This window comes from Herminiimonas sp. NPDC097707, assembly GCF_044761395.1.
Taxonomy (GTDB): domain Bacteria; phylum Pseudomonadota; class Gammaproteobacteria; order Burkholderiales; family Burkholderiaceae_D; genus Oxalicibacterium.
The window spans coordinates 2,132,187-2,147,710 of the sequence record NZ_JBIWCI010000001.1 but is presented as its reverse complement, the minus strand read 5'-3'; the positions used below and the strand labels follow the sequence as shown (position 1 = coordinate 2,147,710).

Below are 15,524 nucleotides of genomic sequence, written 5' to 3'. Positions count from 1 at the left end.
AGTAGCAGCAGGGTGCATGCTTGCGTGCTGCGATTTTATTCCCTGCTGATTATTGATAGTTCTCTCTGGCGCTTGCAACGGCCTTTGTTGCAGCACACTGAATGAAGAAAAAGACATGCTAGGTAACGAAGATTCATTCATTTCACATTTGATCGAATTGCGCAGCCGCTTGATGAAAGCGTCTATCGTCGTGATCGTGATTTTTCTTTGCCTGATGCCCTGGGCTGGCACCATTTACGATTTTCTTGCGCGTCCTATGATGCTGGCACTGCCTGAGGGCAGCAAGATGATCGCGACCGGCGTGATCACGCCCTTCCTGATTCCGGTAAAGGTCACCATGCTGGTGGCCTTTATTATTTCGCTGCCTTGGGTGCTGTATCAAATGTGGGCCTTCATCGCCCCCGGTTTGTATGCGCATGAAAAAAAGCTGATCGCACCGCTGGTGGTGTCGTCATCGGCATTGTTTATTGCCGGTATCGCGTTCTGCTATTTCCTGGTGTTCGGCGTCATTTTCCACTTCATCAATAATTTTGCGCCGAAATCGATTTCAGTCGCACCGGATATCGACAGCTACTTCGGTTTTGTGATGACGATGTTCATCGCTTTTGGTCTGACGTTTGAAGTGCCGGTCATCGTGATCGTGCTGGTGCGCATGGGGCTGGTTTCGGTTGAAAAGCTCAAGCAGATTCGCCCTTATGTGATCGTCGGTGCGTTTGTCATCGCTGCGGTGGTGACGCCGCCGGATGTGATGAGTCAGTTGCTGCTGGCAGTGCCGCTGTGCCTGCTGTATGAAGTGGGCTTGTTGCTGGCGCCGCTGTTCGTGAAAATCACGCAGGCGCCCAAGGAATCGGAATCGGTGTAGGGTGGCTATGCTTGGCGCAGCCAAGCAATGAGCGGCCAGGCATCCTTGAATCCTGAGGCCAGGATTTTTTGCAGATCAGTGACCTGCCTGACGTCGCGCTCATTCCACACAATAAAATTTTTCAACTTGATGTATTCAAGATGCACTGCATCAGCGTCAAAGCCTTTGGGCGGACGCGTCAATTTCCCTTCCTGCTGCAAATCGCCGTAAGTTTCTTTCAGCTTTTTATTTTTCAATACTTTGGAGAATCCGGCCGCATCTGCAATCACATGCTGCCGGATGGCGCGCAGACGATCTGCCGGCGGCATCCATTCGCCGCCTGCAATCAGCAGCGTGCCGGTTTCATCGATATGAAAATAATACGTAGGGCCGCCGCCCTGGCTGGGCTTCTTTAATCCGCTGGCGTTGATGGCAGCAGAAAAATGCGTTTTGTACGGGATTTTTTCGCGCGAAAAACGCATGTCGCGGTTGATGCGAAACAGCGCTTTCTTTGGATTGCAGGCGGCGACTGCCGGATCGAATTTGCTGATGTCGGCAATCAGCGCCGTGACCAGTTCCAGAAATTCGGCGCGCAGAATATCGTAACGCGGCTTGTTCATGACAAACCACGCGCGATTATTATTCTCCGACAGTTCGGCGAGAAATTGTGTGAGATCGTGGATATGCATGCGTTGCGTCTACCTTGCTGGCAATACTATTCGGAGGCCCGTGCCGGCGCCTTCGGACGTAAACCTATCGTGACATTCAGGGTGTTTTCCTGATTCCGTCGCAAGACGATAAATTTGGCCTTTGTGCCGGGCGACAGTTGCGCGATCTGATTCAGCATGTCGGCCATATCCACCACTGCCTTACCTTCCACCGAAACCAGAATGTCGCCAGGCTGCATGCCAGCCTTGTCTGCCGGTCCGCCTTTCAGCACGCCAGCGATGATGGCGCCCTTGCTTTTCTTCAAGCCGAAGCTTTCCGCCAATTCGGGAGTGATGTCCTGCGGTTCGACGCCGATGTAACCGCGCACCACCTGACCATTCTTGATGATGGCGTCCATCACGGATTTGACAGTCGTCACCGGAATGGCGAAACCTATCCCGAGTGAGCCGCCACTACGCGAATAAATCGCGGTGTTGATGCCGAGCAGATTGCCATTGGCATCGATCAGGGCGCCACCTGAATTGCCGGGATTGATGGCGGCATCGGTCTGGATGAAATTCTCGAATGCATCCAGGATGCCAAGATGATTGCGGCCGAGCGCGGAGATGATGCCCATCGTGACGGTCTGGCCGACGCCGAAAGGATTGCCAATTGCCAGCACGACGTCGCCCACCCTAGCTTCTTCCACATGGCCCAGCGTAATGGCAGGCAGGTTATCGAGATCGATCTTGACCACGGCCAGGTCGGTTTCGGGGTCGGCGCCGACTACCTTGGCAATTGCCTTGCGGCCGTCGGCGAGTGCGACTTCGATTTCATCCGCAGCTTCGACCACATGGTTGTTGGTGAGGATGTAGCCTTGTGCGCTGACGATCACGCCGGAGCCCAGGCTGACCTGCTTTTCCTGCTGGTCGTCAAAACGATCGCCGAAGAATTTCCGGAAGAAGGGATCGTCCATGAACGGATTTTGCGATGGTGTGGCGGTTTTGCTGGTGAAGATGTTGACGACCGATGGCATCGCCAGCTTGGCGGCGTCGCGAAATGAGCCTTGTGTCGGCGCGGCATTCAATGGCGCTTCCAGCATCGGTATCGACGTGGCGCTGCGCACCTTTTGCGTGCCGCCGAATACGCCGCTGGCCCACTCGGGCTTCAAGGTCGTTACAATAAATAAGATAGCCAAACCGACAGTTACGGTTTGCGCAAACAACAGCCAGAGACGTCGCATAAAGGGTAGGAAGAATGAGTCAAAAAACAATAGGTAGGAACGCGATAGATAGGGACGATCTTGTCAAATATCTAGCCGCAGCGCTTGATATTACCCGTTTTCGAGATTTTTGCCCAAACGGCTTGCAAGTTGAAGGGCGCCGCGAAATTAAAAAGCTGGTGACTGGCGTGACGGCCAGCTTGGCCTTGCTGGAGGCGGCGATCGCAAAAGGTGCCGATGCGATTCTGGTGCATCACGGTTATTTCTGGCGTGGCGAGGATGCACGCGTCATCGGGCAAAAGCACAAGCGCTTGAAATTGCTGCTGGCGAATGATGTCAATTTGTTCGCCTATCATTTGCCGCTCGATATGCATGCCGAGTTTGGCAACAATACGCAACTGGCGCGCCGTCTTGGCTTGCTGGCGGAAGCCCGCTTTGGCGAAGATGATCTGGGCTGGCTCGGTACGGTGGCTGATGCCTCGATTGCGACGGTGGGTGATCTGGCGCTGCTGATCGAGCGGCAATTGGGTCGGGCACCGCTGCTCATCGGCGACCCGGCGCAAAAACTGGGCAAGGCGGGCTGGTGCACGGGTGCTGCACAAAGCCTGCTCGGCGATGCGATTGCAGCGGGAGCGAATGTGTATCTGAGCGGTGAAATCTCCGAGCCGACAGTGCATCTGGCGCGTGAGAGCGGTGTCGCCTACCTCGCGTGCGGGCATCATGCAACCGAACGCTATGGCGTTCAGGCGCTGGGCGCACATCTGGCTGCGCAATTCGGTATCGCGCACGATTTTATTGATATTGATAATCCTGTTTAAAAAAGCTGCCGCATTCCGGCCGGCAGACGGATGAATGACAAATTTATAATTAATTATGATATAAACAACAAATCGAAAAATAAACAGAGTGCGCATCGCAATGCGTGCCAGAGACAGGGATGGCGATCAATGATGTCGCAACCGTTAGCGGATAGGCTGATCACTACATTGGTGGTTGAAGATGACGTCGCAACGCGGCGTGCATTGTGCTTGGGGATAGCAAAGGAGCCGGCGCTCAAGCTGCTGGCTGCGCTTGATTGCGTGAAATCGGCGCAGGACTGGCTGTTGCATCAGCCGGTAGACGTCCTGTTGGTGGATCTGGGTTTGCCGGACGGTTCCGGTATCGACATCATCCGCTTTTGCGTGGATCGCCATCCCGCCTGCAACATCATGGTTATCACGACTTCCAGCGATCAGGAGAACGTGCTTAATAGTATAGAAGCGGGCGCCTCCGGTTATGTCTTGAAAGATACCGGTTCACTGGATATCGGGCGTTCGCTGCTGGAGCTGCATGCCGGCGGTGCACCTATGAGTCCAGTCATTGCGCGCAAGGTGCTGGCAAGAATCCGCGACGGGAAAAAAACGAATGGTGCGGTGCGCGCGGAGAATGCGTCGGGAGACGGGCAAGTATTTCTGACCAGACGCGAAGCGACCATTCTCGATCTGATTGCACGCGGCGACAGTTACGGCGAGGTTGCCAGGGAATTGGTATTGTCAGTGGGCACTGTGCAAACGCATATCAAGAATATCTACGATAAATTGTCTGTGCATTCGCGCGGCGCAGCTGTGTATGAGGCGAATCGTCGCGGTTTGCTGCAGATGGATCAACTCAAATCCAGACCCTGAGAGCGATTTGGCTCTTGCCTTGCATTGTTCTTCCCTGTGCAATATAAAAAAGCCGCCTTGCTGGCGGCCTTTTTATTATCTGCTTCTCTTGACGCTTACTTCTTCAGTGCGTCGCGAATTTCTCGCAGCAGTACAACTTCTTCGGGTGTGGCGGCAGCTTCTGCCGGCGGTTCGCTTCTTTTTAATTTGCTTAACATGCGCACCATCTGAAAAATGATGAAGGCCAGAATCAGGAAGTTGATCAAAATCGTGATGAAACTGCCGTAAGCGAAGACGGCGCCGAGTTTTTTAGCCTCGACCAGAGTCAGGCTTATATCCTGATTGTTAAGCGGCAGGTAGTAATTGCTGAAATCCAGTCCGCCAAATATCTTGCCGACGACCGGCATGATGATGTCCTGAACCAGTGAATCGACGATTTTGCCGAATGCACCGCCGATAATGACGGCGACTGCCAGGTCGACAACATTTCCCTTTACCGCAAACGCCTTGAATTCCTGCATCATGCCCATGGCATTTCTCCATTAAACGAGTTTATAAAAGTGCAATGCGCACGTCATCCTAGTTTTTGGCACTGTAAACGTCAAATTAAATTCATCTTTTTCAGGTAAATTCGATAGATAATGCGTCGCAAACAAGGCGAAGGAACAACAGAGTTGTTGAAAAAGTTCCGCAAAATTTACACTAAGTACATCTATTCGCTTTAAAACAGACGTTGCCTCCGTTATAATCTAAGGTTGCTAGAAGTTTCGTACAGATTTCGCATTTTGACTGATTGGGGTTGGTATGAGTAACGAAAAGCAGGTCGATTCTGGTCGACGTGGCTTACTTGTCGCTACATGTGCGGCAGGTGGCGTGGCTGGATTGGCCACAACAGGAGTGTTAGTGTCCACGTTCCAGCCGTCGGAACGTGCGAAAGCCGCTGGCGCACCGGTTGAAGTCGATATTGCCGGTTTGGCGCCGGGCGAAATGAAAACGGTGGAATGGCGCGGCAAGCCGGTCTGGATCTTGAAGCGTTCGCCGGAAATGCTTGCGACCCTCAAACAGACTGATGCTGAAGTAGCTGATCCTAACTCTGAACGCAAACCGGATGAATTGACGCCGGAATATGCGCGCAATGAATATCGTTCGATCAAGCCGGAAATTCTGGTTGCAGTCGGTATTTGTACTCATCTGGGTTGCTCTCCTGTGACGCGTTTCCAGACTGGCGCACAGCCATCGCTGCCGGACGACTGGCATGGCGGTTTCCTGTGTCCATGCCACGGATCGACCTTCGATCTGGCCGGTCGCGTATTCAAGAACAAGCCGGCACCAGACAATCTGGAAGTGCCGCGTCATATGTTCCTGAGCGACTCCAAACTGGTCATTGGTAAAGACGAGAAAGGCGAGGCGTAATCATGGCTTTCCACGAAAAACAACTTCCTGCCGACGCGCCTGTCGCAGAAAAAGCATTGAACTGGGTGGATGCCCGTTTCCCGCTATCGGCGACATGGAAAGCGCATCTGTCCGAGTACTACGCGCCAAAAAACTTCAATTTCCTGTACGTCTTCGGCTCGCTGGCGCTGCTGGTGCTGGTGATCCAGATCGTCACTGGCATTTTCCTCGTGATGCATTACAAACCGGACGCTACGCTGGCGTTTGCTTCGGTTGAATACATCATGCGCGATGTGCCTTGGGGCTGGCTGGTGCGTTACATGCACTCGACCGGCGCTTCGGCGTTTTTCGTGGTTGTTTATATTCATATGTTGCGCGGCCTGCTGTACGGCTCGTATCGCAAACCGCGTGAATTGGTCTGGTTGTTCGGTGTCGGCATTTTCTTGTGCTTGATGGCAGAAGCCTTCTTCGGTTATTTGCTGCCTTGGGGCCAGATGTCGTATTGGGGCGCACAAGTTATTGTTAACTTGTTTGGCGCGATTCCTTTCATTGGCCCAGATCTGTCGTTGTGGATTCGTGGCGATTATGTAGTTTCCGATGCCACTTTGAACCGCTTCTTTGCGTTCCACGTGATCGCGATTCCACTGGTATTGATCGGCCTGGTTGTGGCGCACATTGTGGCTCTGCACGAAGTGGGTTCGAGCAATCCAGATGGCGTTGAAATCAAGGAGAAGCTGGATGAAAAAGGTATTCCGCTCGACGGCATTCCATTCCATCCTTACTACTCGGTGCACGATATTTTCATCGTGACGATTTTCCTGTTCGTGTTCACTGCTGTTGTGTTCTTCGCGCCGGAAATGGGTGGTTACTTCCTCGAGTACAACAACTTCGTTCCAGCTGATCCGCTGAAAACGCCGCCGCATATTGCGCCGGTCTGGTATTTCACGCCGTTCTATTCGATCTTGCGTGCAGTTACTTCAGACTTCATGGTCTGGCTGGCTGCAGGTGTTGCCGCATACGTCGCTTTGATCATTCTGAAAACACGTCTGGCAAGCAAGTTCAAGGTTGCCGCTGCGGTAATCGGGCTGCTTGTCATCGTAACGATGTTTGTTACCGACGCAAAATTCTGGGGCGTGGTGTTGATGGGCGTATCGGTCATGATCATGTTTGGTCTGCCATGGTTCGACGTATCTCCGGTCAAGTCGATACGCTATCGCCCTGATTGGCACAAATATGTATATATCGTGTTCGGCATTATGTTCGTCGTTCTCGGTTATCTGGGCGTGCAAGCTCCTACTCCTATCGGTACTGCGGTTTCGCAGATCGGGACCTTCATCTACTTCGGCTTCTTCCTGCTGATGCCATGGTGGAGTGCAATGGGTACATTCAAGCCTGTGCCGGATCGCGTTGTTTTCCATCCGCACTAAGCCGCAAAGGGATAAGAGAATCATGAAATTGCTGAAAAAACTGATTGCGGCTCTGGTACTTTTGCCAGGGCTGGCTCTGGCTTCCAGTGGTGAATTTCCACTGGATCGTGCGCCTGACCACACCAAGGACCTTGCCTCATTGCAGAATGGCGCAAGACTTTTCGTGAACTACTGTCTGAGCTGTCACTCGGCATCGGCACTGCGTTACAACAAGCTGCAGGACATAGGCCTGACCGAAGAACAAATCAAGAACAATTTGCTCTTCACGTCGGACAAGGTCGGCAGCATGATGACGATTGCGATGGCGCCGAAAGACGCGAAAGAATGGTTTGGCGCGGCACCACCGGATTTGTCGGTGATCGCACGTGCGAAGGCATCCAGCGCGGGTTCGGGGCCGGACTGGCTCTACACGTATCTGCGCACCTACTATAAAGACGATACGCGTGCGACCGGCTGGAACAACCTGACCTTCCCTAACGTTGGCATGCCGCACGTGCTGTGGGAACTGCAAGGCGTGCGTGAAGCCAAGTTCGTCGAGGAAAAAGATCCGCATGATGCAAACAAGGTAGTGCACAAGTTTGCCGGTTTCGAGCAAGTCACGCCGGGCAAGATGACGGCACTTGAGTATGACAAGTCGGTTGCCGATCTGGTGTCGTTCATGACCTGGATGGCGGAACCGGTGCAAAATACCCGTAAACGTCTCGGCGTGTGGGTATTACTGTTCCTGGGTGTATGCATTGTGATCACCTGGCGCTTGAACGCTTCCTACTGGAAAGACATCAAGTAAATTTTCTGCCCGCATGTTGCGGGCATTTGTATGAGGGTGAGCCGTGTTGCGTCTCACCCTTTTGTTTCTAAGGAACTATAAAAATGATGGTTCTCTATTCGGGCACTACCTGCCCATTTTCCCAACGCTGCCGACTGGTCCTGTTTGAAAAAGGCATGGACTTTGAAGTACGCGATGTGGATCTGTTCAATAAGCCGGAAGATATTTCGACGATGAACCCGTACGGCCAGGTGCCGATTCTGGTTGAGCGCGATTTGATTCTGTACGAATCCAACATCATCAATGAATACATCGATGAGCGCTTCCCGCATCCGCAATTGATGCCGGCGGATCCCCTGATGCGCGCGCGCGCGCGTCTGATGTTGTTCAATTTTGAAAAAGAATTGTTCATTCACGTGCACGTGCTTGAAAACGACAAGGGTCGCAGCGGTGAAAAAGCGCAGGAAAAGGCACGCAACGAAATTCGCGATCGCCTGACCACGCTGGCTCCGCTGTTCCTGAAAAACAAGTACATGCTGGGCGATGAATTCTCGATGCTGGACGTGGCGATTGCACCGTTGCTGTGGCGTCTGGATCATTACGGCATCGAACTGTCGAAAACAGCTGCACCGCTGATGAAATATGCAGAACGCATTTTTTCGCGTCCTGCCTATATCGAAGCACTGACCCCTTCTGAAAAGGTCATGCGCCGCTAAAAGTCGAGCATGTATCAAAAGATGTTGTTGCATGAAAGCTTGTATTTTATTCAACGACATCTTTTGAATTTCATGTCACACTTTTTGCATGCATGGAACCTGCCATCATCATGTCTGAAACATCTACCAAACCTTATCTGTTGCGCGCCATATACGAATGGTGCACCGACAACGGGTACACGCCCTACATGGCCGCAGTAGTCGACGCCGGCACCAGAGTGCCGATGGAGTTCGTCAAGAATGGCGAAATCGTGCTCAACATCAGCTTTAGCGCCACCAGCGGCTTGAAGATGGAAAACGATTTAATCCGCTTCAGTGCGCGTTTCGGTGGCGTATCGCGCGACATTTCGGTTCCGGTCGATAATGTGACGGCGATATATGCGCGCGAAAACGGGCAAGGCATGGCGTTTGAAGCAATCGACCGTAGTGCTGACGCGCAGTCTGTCGATGAATTGGCGGATGATTTTTCCGCTGACGAACAGGGTGGGGCAACATCTTCTGCGCCGATGCTGACTTCGGTGCCTACCATGCACAATCAGCAGAGTGAGAAAGAAGACGCCGATCATTCAGATAATGAACCGGATCCGCCAAAAAAAGGTGGGCGACCTACACTAACGCGCATTAAATAGCGTAGAATACGCGCTGCGAAAAGTTTCGCCGACTTAGCTCATTTGGTAGAGCAGTTGATTTGTAATCATCAGGTGGCCAGTTCGAAACCGGCAGTCGGCACCAAAATTAACGCCTCACATATTGTATGTGAGGCGTTTTGGTTTTCAGAGCGCAAAACATCTTCCCGGCTTCTTCTCCCGTATCCTCATTGATATTTCGTTCGCAACTTGAGCGCAGCGAGCACGGGCATCGGCACGCAGATCGGCCTGTCGCGATTCCTATACAGACCTTCATCACTTTTTAGTGCGTCGGCGCGCACAGTGGAGATTGTCTAAAGTACAATCTGAAACTCATTTGCAGTCGCGCTGTCGAGAGTTGTCAGGTTGAGATGATGGCCACTGTAGCCGTAGCGCGTACTTCAACCATCCAACAAGGTAGAAATCCATGCATGTGGGAATGAGCACCACCGAGATTTTTTTGATCGCAATGCTGCTTATTTTCAGCGTCCCTTACCTGATCTGGCGATTATTCAAGACCGATTATTATGCGCCGCTCGTCGTGGTGCAGATCATCGCCGGCATTTTGCTTGGGCCTGGCGTAATGGGTGCAATCTATCCCGACTACTTTGCATTCGTGTTCAATCCTACCGTCATTCATTCCCTTAACGGCATCGCATGGTGGTCGGTCATGATTTTCGTGATGATTGCCGGCATCGAGCTTGATTTGAAAAAAGCATGGGAACATCGTCGCGAAAGCTTCATTACCGCAAGTCTTGCACTTGGCAGTCCACTGGTGTTCGGTTGTGTAGCGGCGGCCGGTTTGCTGCTATACAGCGGCTGGATCGGTCCCAAAGCCCACACTTGGCAATTCGTACTTGGTGTCGGCATGGCATGCGCGGTTACTGCATTACCCATCCTGATCCTGCTGATGGAAAAACTGGAAGTGCTACGCCAGCCTATCGGTCAGCGTATCTTGCGTTATGCCAGTCTGGACGACGTTGCAATCTGGGGTGTGCTCGCCATCATTTTGCTGGACTGGACACGCGTGGGTAGGCAGGCAGCATTTCTGATCGGCTTCTCGGTAGCGACTTTCCTGTTCCGCAAATTAATGATCTGGCTGGAGGAAAAGGACCGTTGGTACGTCAGCCTGATCTGGTTGGCCGTATGCAGCCTTGCCGCCGATTGGGCCGGCTTGCATTTCATGGTCGGCGCATTTCTGGCGGGCGCGATCATGGACGCCCACTGGTTCAATCAGGAAAAAATGGATTTCCTGCGCCATAACGTCTTGCTCGTCATCATGCCGGTTTATTTCCTCAGTACCGGTTTGAAAACAAACTGGGCAGTGGGTGGCACGGTTGTATTTGCTGCTGCAGCAGTCTTGCTCGTTGCTTCGATCATCGGCAAGCTGGCCGGCGTCCACGCTGCGGGGAAAATTCTTAAATGGGAAAAAGGCGAGGCGTCGATCATAGGCTGGCTGCTGCAAACCAAGGCTCTGATCATGATCATCTTCGTCAATATCCTGCTCGACAAACAAATCATTACCAGCGAAACCTTCACTGCATTATTGTTGATGGCGATCGCGAGCACCATGTTGACGGTACCCGTCGTTTATCCAAAATTGCAGCGCTTGAAATCGCTGATTTTCAAGACGAAATAATGCATCAGCCCGATCCAGTCATTCACTGGATCGGGCTGGCAAGTGCATTGATAGTGTGCGGTGAGGCATACGCATGAGGCTGCATGCGAGCTGCCTACGACTGGGCTTTCAAGCCATTCCAGCGCGGTGTCAGCGTGTGTTGAATCTCGAATAAATCCAGTACGCGTCCTACCGTGTGATCGACCATTTCGGCAATGGATGCCGGGCGGTGGTAAAAGCCGGGTAGCGGCGGGAAGATGATGCCGCCCATTTCCGTCACGGCTGTCATGTTGCGCAGGTGCGCCAGATTGAAGGGTGTTTCGCGCACCATCAAGACCAGCCTGCGGCGTTCTTTCAACACCACATCGGCGGCGCGTGCAATCAGATTGTCGGACAGGCCGTGCGCGACGGCGGCCAGCGTTCTCATCGAACAGGGCGCGATGATCATGCCGTCGGATTGAAACGAGCCGCTGGCAATGGAGGCGCCTACATCACGCACATTGTGAACCACATCGGCCAACGCTTCGACATCCTTGCGCTTCATGTCGAGTTCCTGATGCAGATTCAGCATGCCGGCTTCGGAGATCAGCAAATGCGTTTCTATAGCAGGAATGCCGCGCAGTACCTGTAGCAGGCGTACCCCATAGATAACGCCAGTGGCGCCCGTGATGGCGATAATGAATCGCTGCGGGCGCGGCGTCGGTAATACGACAGCGTCAGCAGACGCTGTCATCTCAGGCTTTCAGCAATGCTTGCAGTTCACCGGATGCGAACATTTCGTTCATGATGTCGGAACCGCCGATGAATTCACCTTTGACGTACAACTGCGGTACGGTAGGCCATTGCGAGAAATCCTTGATGCCCTGGCGTACTTCGGCGTCGTCCAGCACATTGACGGTAACCAGATCGGTCACGCCGCTTTCTTTCAGCAATGCGATGGCCTTGCCGGAGAAGCCGCACTGCGGGAATTGGGCGGTGCCCTTCATGAACAAAACGACCGGGTTTTGGCCTACGGTTTCTTTGATCCAGGATTGTACGTCGTCACTCATTACTGCCTCGCTATAGTTGATGCGCTGTATTTGCGCAGGTGATCTTGCATTAATGCGTCATTATAAGAAAATCCGGCCGCTTCTGCCGATTATCCCTTCAGTTTGGCAAAAGCCGCTGCCATCGCGCTGCCGCTATCCGCTGCCGGACGTTGCTGATGCTGTGCCAGGCGCTTGCTGTCGTTACGGTCAGCACGTTGTTCCGGCTTGCTGCCGGCAACAGGGGCGGAATCCGAAAGGCGCATGGTCAAAGCGATACGTTTGCGTTTTTCATCCACTTCCAGCACTTTCACTTTTACCACTTGGCCGGCCTTGACCACCGTATGCGGGTCCTTGACGAAGGTGTTGGAGAGCGCGGAAATATGCACCAGACCATCCTGATGCACGCCGATATCGACGAAGGCGCCGAAAGCGGCAACGTTGGTCACAACGCCTTCCAGTATCATGTCCGGGCGCAAATCCCGGATTTCTTCCACGCCATCCTTGAAGGTTGCCGTCGTGAATTCAGGACGCGGATCGCGGCCGGGTTTTTCCAGTTCCTTCAGGATATCGGTGATGGTCGGCACGCCGAACTTCTCATCTGCATATTTGGCCGGATTCAGCGATTTCAACAGCTTGTCGTCGCCAATAATGCTTTTGACATCTTTCTTGATGTCGGCCAGGATTTTTTCCACCAGCGGATAGGATTCCGGATGGACGGCGGAGGCATCGAGCGGATTGTCGCCAGCCATCACGCGCAGGAAACCGGCGGCTTGTTCAAAGGTTTTATCGCCCAGGCGCGGTACTGCGCGCAAATCGGCGCGTGAGGTGAACATGCCTTTCGTGTCGCGATAGCTGACGATGCTTTGCGCCACGCTGCTGCTGAGCCCGGAAACGCGCGCCAGCAGAGGTGCAGATGCAGTATTGACGTCTACCCCGACCGCATTCACGCAATCCTCGACCACGGCGTCCAGCGAGCGCGCCAGCTGGGTCTGGCCGACGTCATGCTGATATTGGCCGACGCCGATCGATTTCGGATCGATCTTGACCAGTTCTGCCAACGGATCTTGCAAGCGACGTGCAATCGATACCGCGCCGCGGATGGATACGTCCATATCCGGCAATTCGCGCGAGGCGAATTCGGAGGCTGAATACACCGATGCGCCGGCTTCAGACACGACGATCTTGGTCAGCTTCAATTCAGGGCGCAACTTGATCAAATCCTGCGCCAGCTTGTCGGTCTCGCGTGAAGCGGTGCCGTTGCCGATCGAGATCAATGCGACCTTGTGTTTCTCTGCCAGTTGCGACAGCGTGTGCAAGGTGCCGTCCCAGTCGTTGCGCGGCTGATGCGGATAAACAGTGGCGGTATCGACCACCTTGCCGGTGGCGTCGACCACCGCGACCTTGACGCCGGTACGCAAGCCGGGATCGAGGCCCATCGTGGCACGTGGGCCGGCTGGCGCGGCGAGCAACAGCGCTTTCAAATTCAGTGCGAAGACATTGATGGCTTCGACCTCTGCTTTTTCACGCAAGTTGGTCATCAACTCGGTTTCCAGATGCATGAAGGTTTTCACGCGCCAGGTCCAGCGCACGGTGTCGGCCAGCCATTTGTCGGCAGGGCGATTTTTATTGCTGATGCCGAAGCGCGACGCAATGCGGCCTTCGCATGGATTATGCGGCGCATCCCATTTCGGTTTTTCTTCTTCGGTATCCAGACGCAGATTCACGTTCAGCATTTCTTCGCGACGGCCGCGAAACATTGCGAGTGCGCGGTGCGATGGAATGGTAGCGATGGTTTCCGAATAATCGAAATAGTCGGCGAATTTTTCACCGGCATCCTGCTTGCCTTCGACGACCTTGGATTCGACGATGCCGTGCTCGGTCAGATATTCGCGCAAGGCCTGCAGCAGCGTTGCATCTTCGGCAAAGCGTTCCATCAGAATCTGGCGCGCGCCATCGAGCGCGGCCTTGGTATCGGCGACGCCCGGATTGTCGATGCCCTCTACCGTGAAAGCGGGCTTCAGATATTTCGCCGCTTCTTCTTCCGGATTCAGCGTCGGGTCGGCCAGCAATGCGTCGGCCAGCGGCGTCAGGCCGGCTTCGACGGCGATCTGCGCCTTGGTGCGACGCTTCTGCTTGTACGGTAAATACAAATCTTCCAGTCGCGTTTTATCTTCGGCGTGCATGATGGCGTCAAGCAATTCCGGCGTCATCTTTTTCTGTTCTTCAATAGACGCCACAATCGCGGCGCGCCGGTCTTCCAGTTCGCGTAAATAGCGCAGGCGTTCTTCCAGCAGGCGCAATTGAATATCGTCGAGGCCGCCGGTTGCTTCCTTGCGGTAGCGGGAGATAAATGGAACGGTGGCGCCTTCGTCCAGTAGTGTGATGGCGGCAGCAACTTGTGCGGGCTTGGCCGCGAGTTCGACGGCGAGACGTTGTTCTATGGAAGGGAGCATGAGATTTCAGATTAAGTAAAGCGAGGGTAGATGATACGCAATTGACGCGAATGTGCCAGTCTTGACAGTGGTGGAAGTGGTGTGTCAGGTGTTTTATTTTGATTGTTGTTCGTTGTTTGACAGGTAATTCTTTTTGTTCTTCGTTGATGCTCAGTTGCCGGGGGTAGCCCGGCGGCTACTTACTTTTCTTGCTTCGCCAAGAAAAGTAAGCAAAAGAAGGCGACCGCACAGCCGCTGCCCTGCGGGTTCCCGTTTATGCCGCGCAAAAAATGGGAAACGGGCGAAACTCGCCTGCGGCTCAAACAACGCCCATTTCTCTTTCCATTTTCTGCACGGCACAACCGGCAGCGTCAGCAGCGGACACTGCAGGTTCGGCTCGCCTTCGGCTTTGCCGAACCAAAAACCGTGATGGTGATGAACTTAAATAAAAAGACAGATTAGGCTAATGTCGGGCGTAAGGGGCGCGCAGCTAGTTTACGAGCGAAGCCTCTCCCTTGGACAAAAAATTAGATATTTTTCTTGACCTCAATGACGAGCTTTTTCCCTTCCTTAACTGTTTCGGGTAAGCCATGTTCCAGCGCTATTGTTTGCAAATTCAATCCGAATTTAGTGAATTGGTCATTAGGAATAAAGTAGCTTTGACCATTGGGCGACTTCAGTCCAAAAGCACTGCACTCTCGCATCCAATGTCTGTAGTGCTCAATCTGCCTAGGAATTAACTCAAATTCCAGTAAAGTCAAAGAGTGCCCAATAAGAATGGTTGTTTGCTCTGTGAACTCAGGTGGGGTAAAAAGTATCTCGGGCATACCGGGTTTGGCTTGCCTCATGAAGATGCCTCGCTCAATTTGAAGCGGTCCATCCGTGTTGTTTGTCACAGACCATGCGAGGTTGTACGTCTTGTCGGTTTTGTTCGTACCTAATGGCCCAAGCGTTTTTCCGTCATTGTGAACATGAACGTGTGTGTGGATCTTGAAGCTGTGTACGATGCTTGGCGTTTTGCGAAAAAAGGCAATTAGTTTTCTTCTAGGAGTGTCAAATGCAAAGAGTAGTCCCAGCATTGCCAAGACAAGACCTGTGAGTTCTAACATGGCGAATATGGCTCATTTGTTATACAGAAAAAGTGATGGATAACAACGGAGCGTGC

General features: G+C 53.1%; 17 protein-coding genes and 1 tRNA gene. 11 read left to right on the top strand and 7 right to left on the bottom strand.

The features are described 5' to 3' along the window. Window positions 1-115: 115 nt before the first annotated feature. On the top strand, window positions 116-862 hold the full coding sequence (tatC, locus tag ACIQW9_RS10410; protein ID WP_402336327.1) for a twin-arginine translocase subunit TatC: 747 nt from the start codon (window positions 116-118) through the stop codon (window positions 860-862). Between the two features lie 5 nt (window positions 863-867). Here tatC and ACIQW9_RS10405 read toward each other — a convergent pair whose 3' ends face one another. Together ACIQW9_RS10405 and ACIQW9_RS10400 are read right to left on the bottom strand one after the other, a co-directional pair. Next, entirely contained in the window at window positions 868-1,530 is a 663-nt protein-coding gene (locus ACIQW9_RS10405; protein ID WP_402336324.1) for a DUF2461 domain-containing protein, read from the bottom strand. A 26-nt stretch (window positions 1,531-1,556) separates the two neighbouring features. Continuing rightward, window positions 1,557-2,732, bottom strand: coding sequence for a Do family serine endopeptidase (locus tag ACIQW9_RS10400; protein WP_402336323.1), 1,176 nt, complete (start codon window positions 2,730-2,732; stop codon window positions 1,557-1,559). 14 nt (window positions 2,733-2,746) lie between these two features. Here ACIQW9_RS10400 and ACIQW9_RS10395 point away from each other — a divergent pair, with 14 nt between their 5' ends. After that, window positions 2,747-3,529 carry a Nif3-like dinuclear metal center hexameric protein gene (locus ACIQW9_RS10395; RefSeq protein ID WP_402336320.1) on the top strand — a complete coding sequence of 261 codons (783 nt, stop codon included), beginning with the start codon at window positions 2,747-2,749 and terminating at the stop codon, window positions 3,527-3,529. Between the two features lie 132 nt (window positions 3,530-3,661). Continuing rightward, the gene (locus tag ACIQW9_RS10390; protein ID WP_402336317.1) at window positions 3,662-4,375 is read left to right on the top strand and encodes a response regulator; all 714 of its coding nucleotides are present in this window, start codon (window positions 3,662-3,664) and stop codon (window positions 4,373-4,375) included. 95 nt (window positions 4,376-4,470) lie between these two features. Here the strand turns inward: ACIQW9_RS10390 and mscL are convergent, their stop codons facing one another. Next, complete coding sequence (gene mscL, locus ACIQW9_RS10385) at window positions 4,471-4,884, bottom strand: large conductance mechanosensitive channel protein MscL (protein ID WP_402336315.1); 414 nt, start codon at window positions 4,882-4,884, stop codon at window positions 4,471-4,473. 274 nt (window positions 4,885-5,158) lie between these two features. On the opposite strand from mscL, the gene petA reads away from it, so the two are divergent. The 7 genes from petA to ACIQW9_RS10350 all read left to right on the top strand — a co-directional run bounded on the left by petA (window position 5,159) and on the right by ACIQW9_RS10350 (window position 10,920). Then, entirely contained in the window at window positions 5,159-5,767 is a 609-nt protein-coding gene (gene petA / locus ACIQW9_RS10380) for a ubiquinol-cytochrome c reductase iron-sulfur subunit (protein WP_402336313.1), read from the top strand. Further along, on the top strand, window positions 5,767-7,173 hold the full coding sequence (locus ACIQW9_RS10375; protein ID WP_402337990.1) for a cytochrome b N-terminal domain-containing protein: 1,407 nt from the start codon (window positions 5,767-5,769) through the stop codon (window positions 7,171-7,173). Before petA ends, ACIQW9_RS10375 begins: the two co-directional genes overlap by 1 nt. 22 nt (window positions 7,174-7,195) lie before the next feature. Next, entirely contained in the window at window positions 7,196-7,960 is a 765-nt protein-coding gene (locus ACIQW9_RS10370) for a cytochrome c1 (protein ID WP_402336310.1), read from the top strand. Between the two features lie 83 nt (window positions 7,961-8,043). Further along, window positions 8,044-8,655 (top strand): glutathione S-transferase N-terminal domain-containing protein, encoded by a 612-nt coding sequence (locus ACIQW9_RS10365; protein WP_011872413.1) that lies wholly within the window; start codon window positions 8,044-8,046, stop codon window positions 8,653-8,655. Window positions 8,656-8,765: 110 nt separating this feature from the next. Further along, window positions 8,766-9,284, top strand: a complete 519-nt coding sequence (locus ACIQW9_RS10360) for a ClpXP protease specificity-enhancing factor (protein WP_402336307.1) — start codon at window positions 8,766-8,768, stop codon at window positions 9,282-9,284. Window positions 9,285-9,311: 27 nt separating this feature from the next. Beyond that, window positions 9,312-9,387, top strand: a tRNA-Thr gene (locus tag ACIQW9_RS10355). Window positions 9,388-9,708: 321 nt separating this feature from the next. Next, window positions 9,709-10,920, top strand: coding sequence for a cation:proton antiporter (locus ACIQW9_RS10350; protein WP_402336304.1), 1,212 nt, complete (start codon window positions 9,709-9,711; stop codon window positions 10,918-10,920). 94 nt (window positions 10,921-11,014) lie between these two features. Here ACIQW9_RS10350 and ACIQW9_RS10345 read toward each other — a convergent pair whose 3' ends face one another. The 3 genes from ACIQW9_RS10345 to ACIQW9_RS10335 all read right to left on the bottom strand — a co-directional run bounded on the left by ACIQW9_RS10345 (window position 11,015) and on the right by ACIQW9_RS10335 (window position 14,380). Further along, complete coding sequence (locus tag ACIQW9_RS10345; RefSeq protein WP_402336301.1) at window positions 11,015-11,632, bottom strand: UbiX family flavin prenyltransferase; 618 nt, start codon at window positions 11,630-11,632, stop codon at window positions 11,015-11,017. Between the two features lies 1 nt (window position 11,633). Next, on the bottom strand, window positions 11,634-11,948 hold the full coding sequence (grxD, locus tag ACIQW9_RS10340) for a Grx4 family monothiol glutaredoxin (RefSeq protein ID WP_402336299.1): 315 nt from the start codon (window positions 11,946-11,948) through the stop codon (window positions 11,634-11,636). 89 nt (window positions 11,949-12,037) lie between these two features. Next, a complete protein-coding gene (locus ACIQW9_RS10335) occupies window positions 12,038-14,380 on the bottom strand; it encodes a Tex family protein (protein ID WP_402336296.1) in 2,343 nt (780 codons plus the stop codon). Between the two features lie 255 nt (window positions 14,381-14,635). On the opposite strand from ACIQW9_RS10335, the gene ACIQW9_RS10330 reads away from it, so the two are divergent. Next, window positions 14,636-14,821 carry a hypothetical protein gene (locus tag ACIQW9_RS10330; RefSeq protein ID WP_402336293.1) on the top strand — a complete coding sequence of 62 codons (186 nt, stop codon included), beginning with the start codon at window positions 14,636-14,638 and terminating at the stop codon, window positions 14,819-14,821. 65 nt (window positions 14,822-14,886) lie between these two features. Here ACIQW9_RS10330 and ACIQW9_RS10325 read toward each other — a convergent pair whose 3' ends face one another. Next, complete coding sequence (locus ACIQW9_RS10325; RefSeq protein WP_402336290.1) at window positions 14,887-15,468, bottom strand: hypothetical protein; 582 nt, start codon at window positions 15,466-15,468, stop codon at window positions 14,887-14,889. Window positions 15,469-15,524 lie beyond the last annotated feature (56 nt).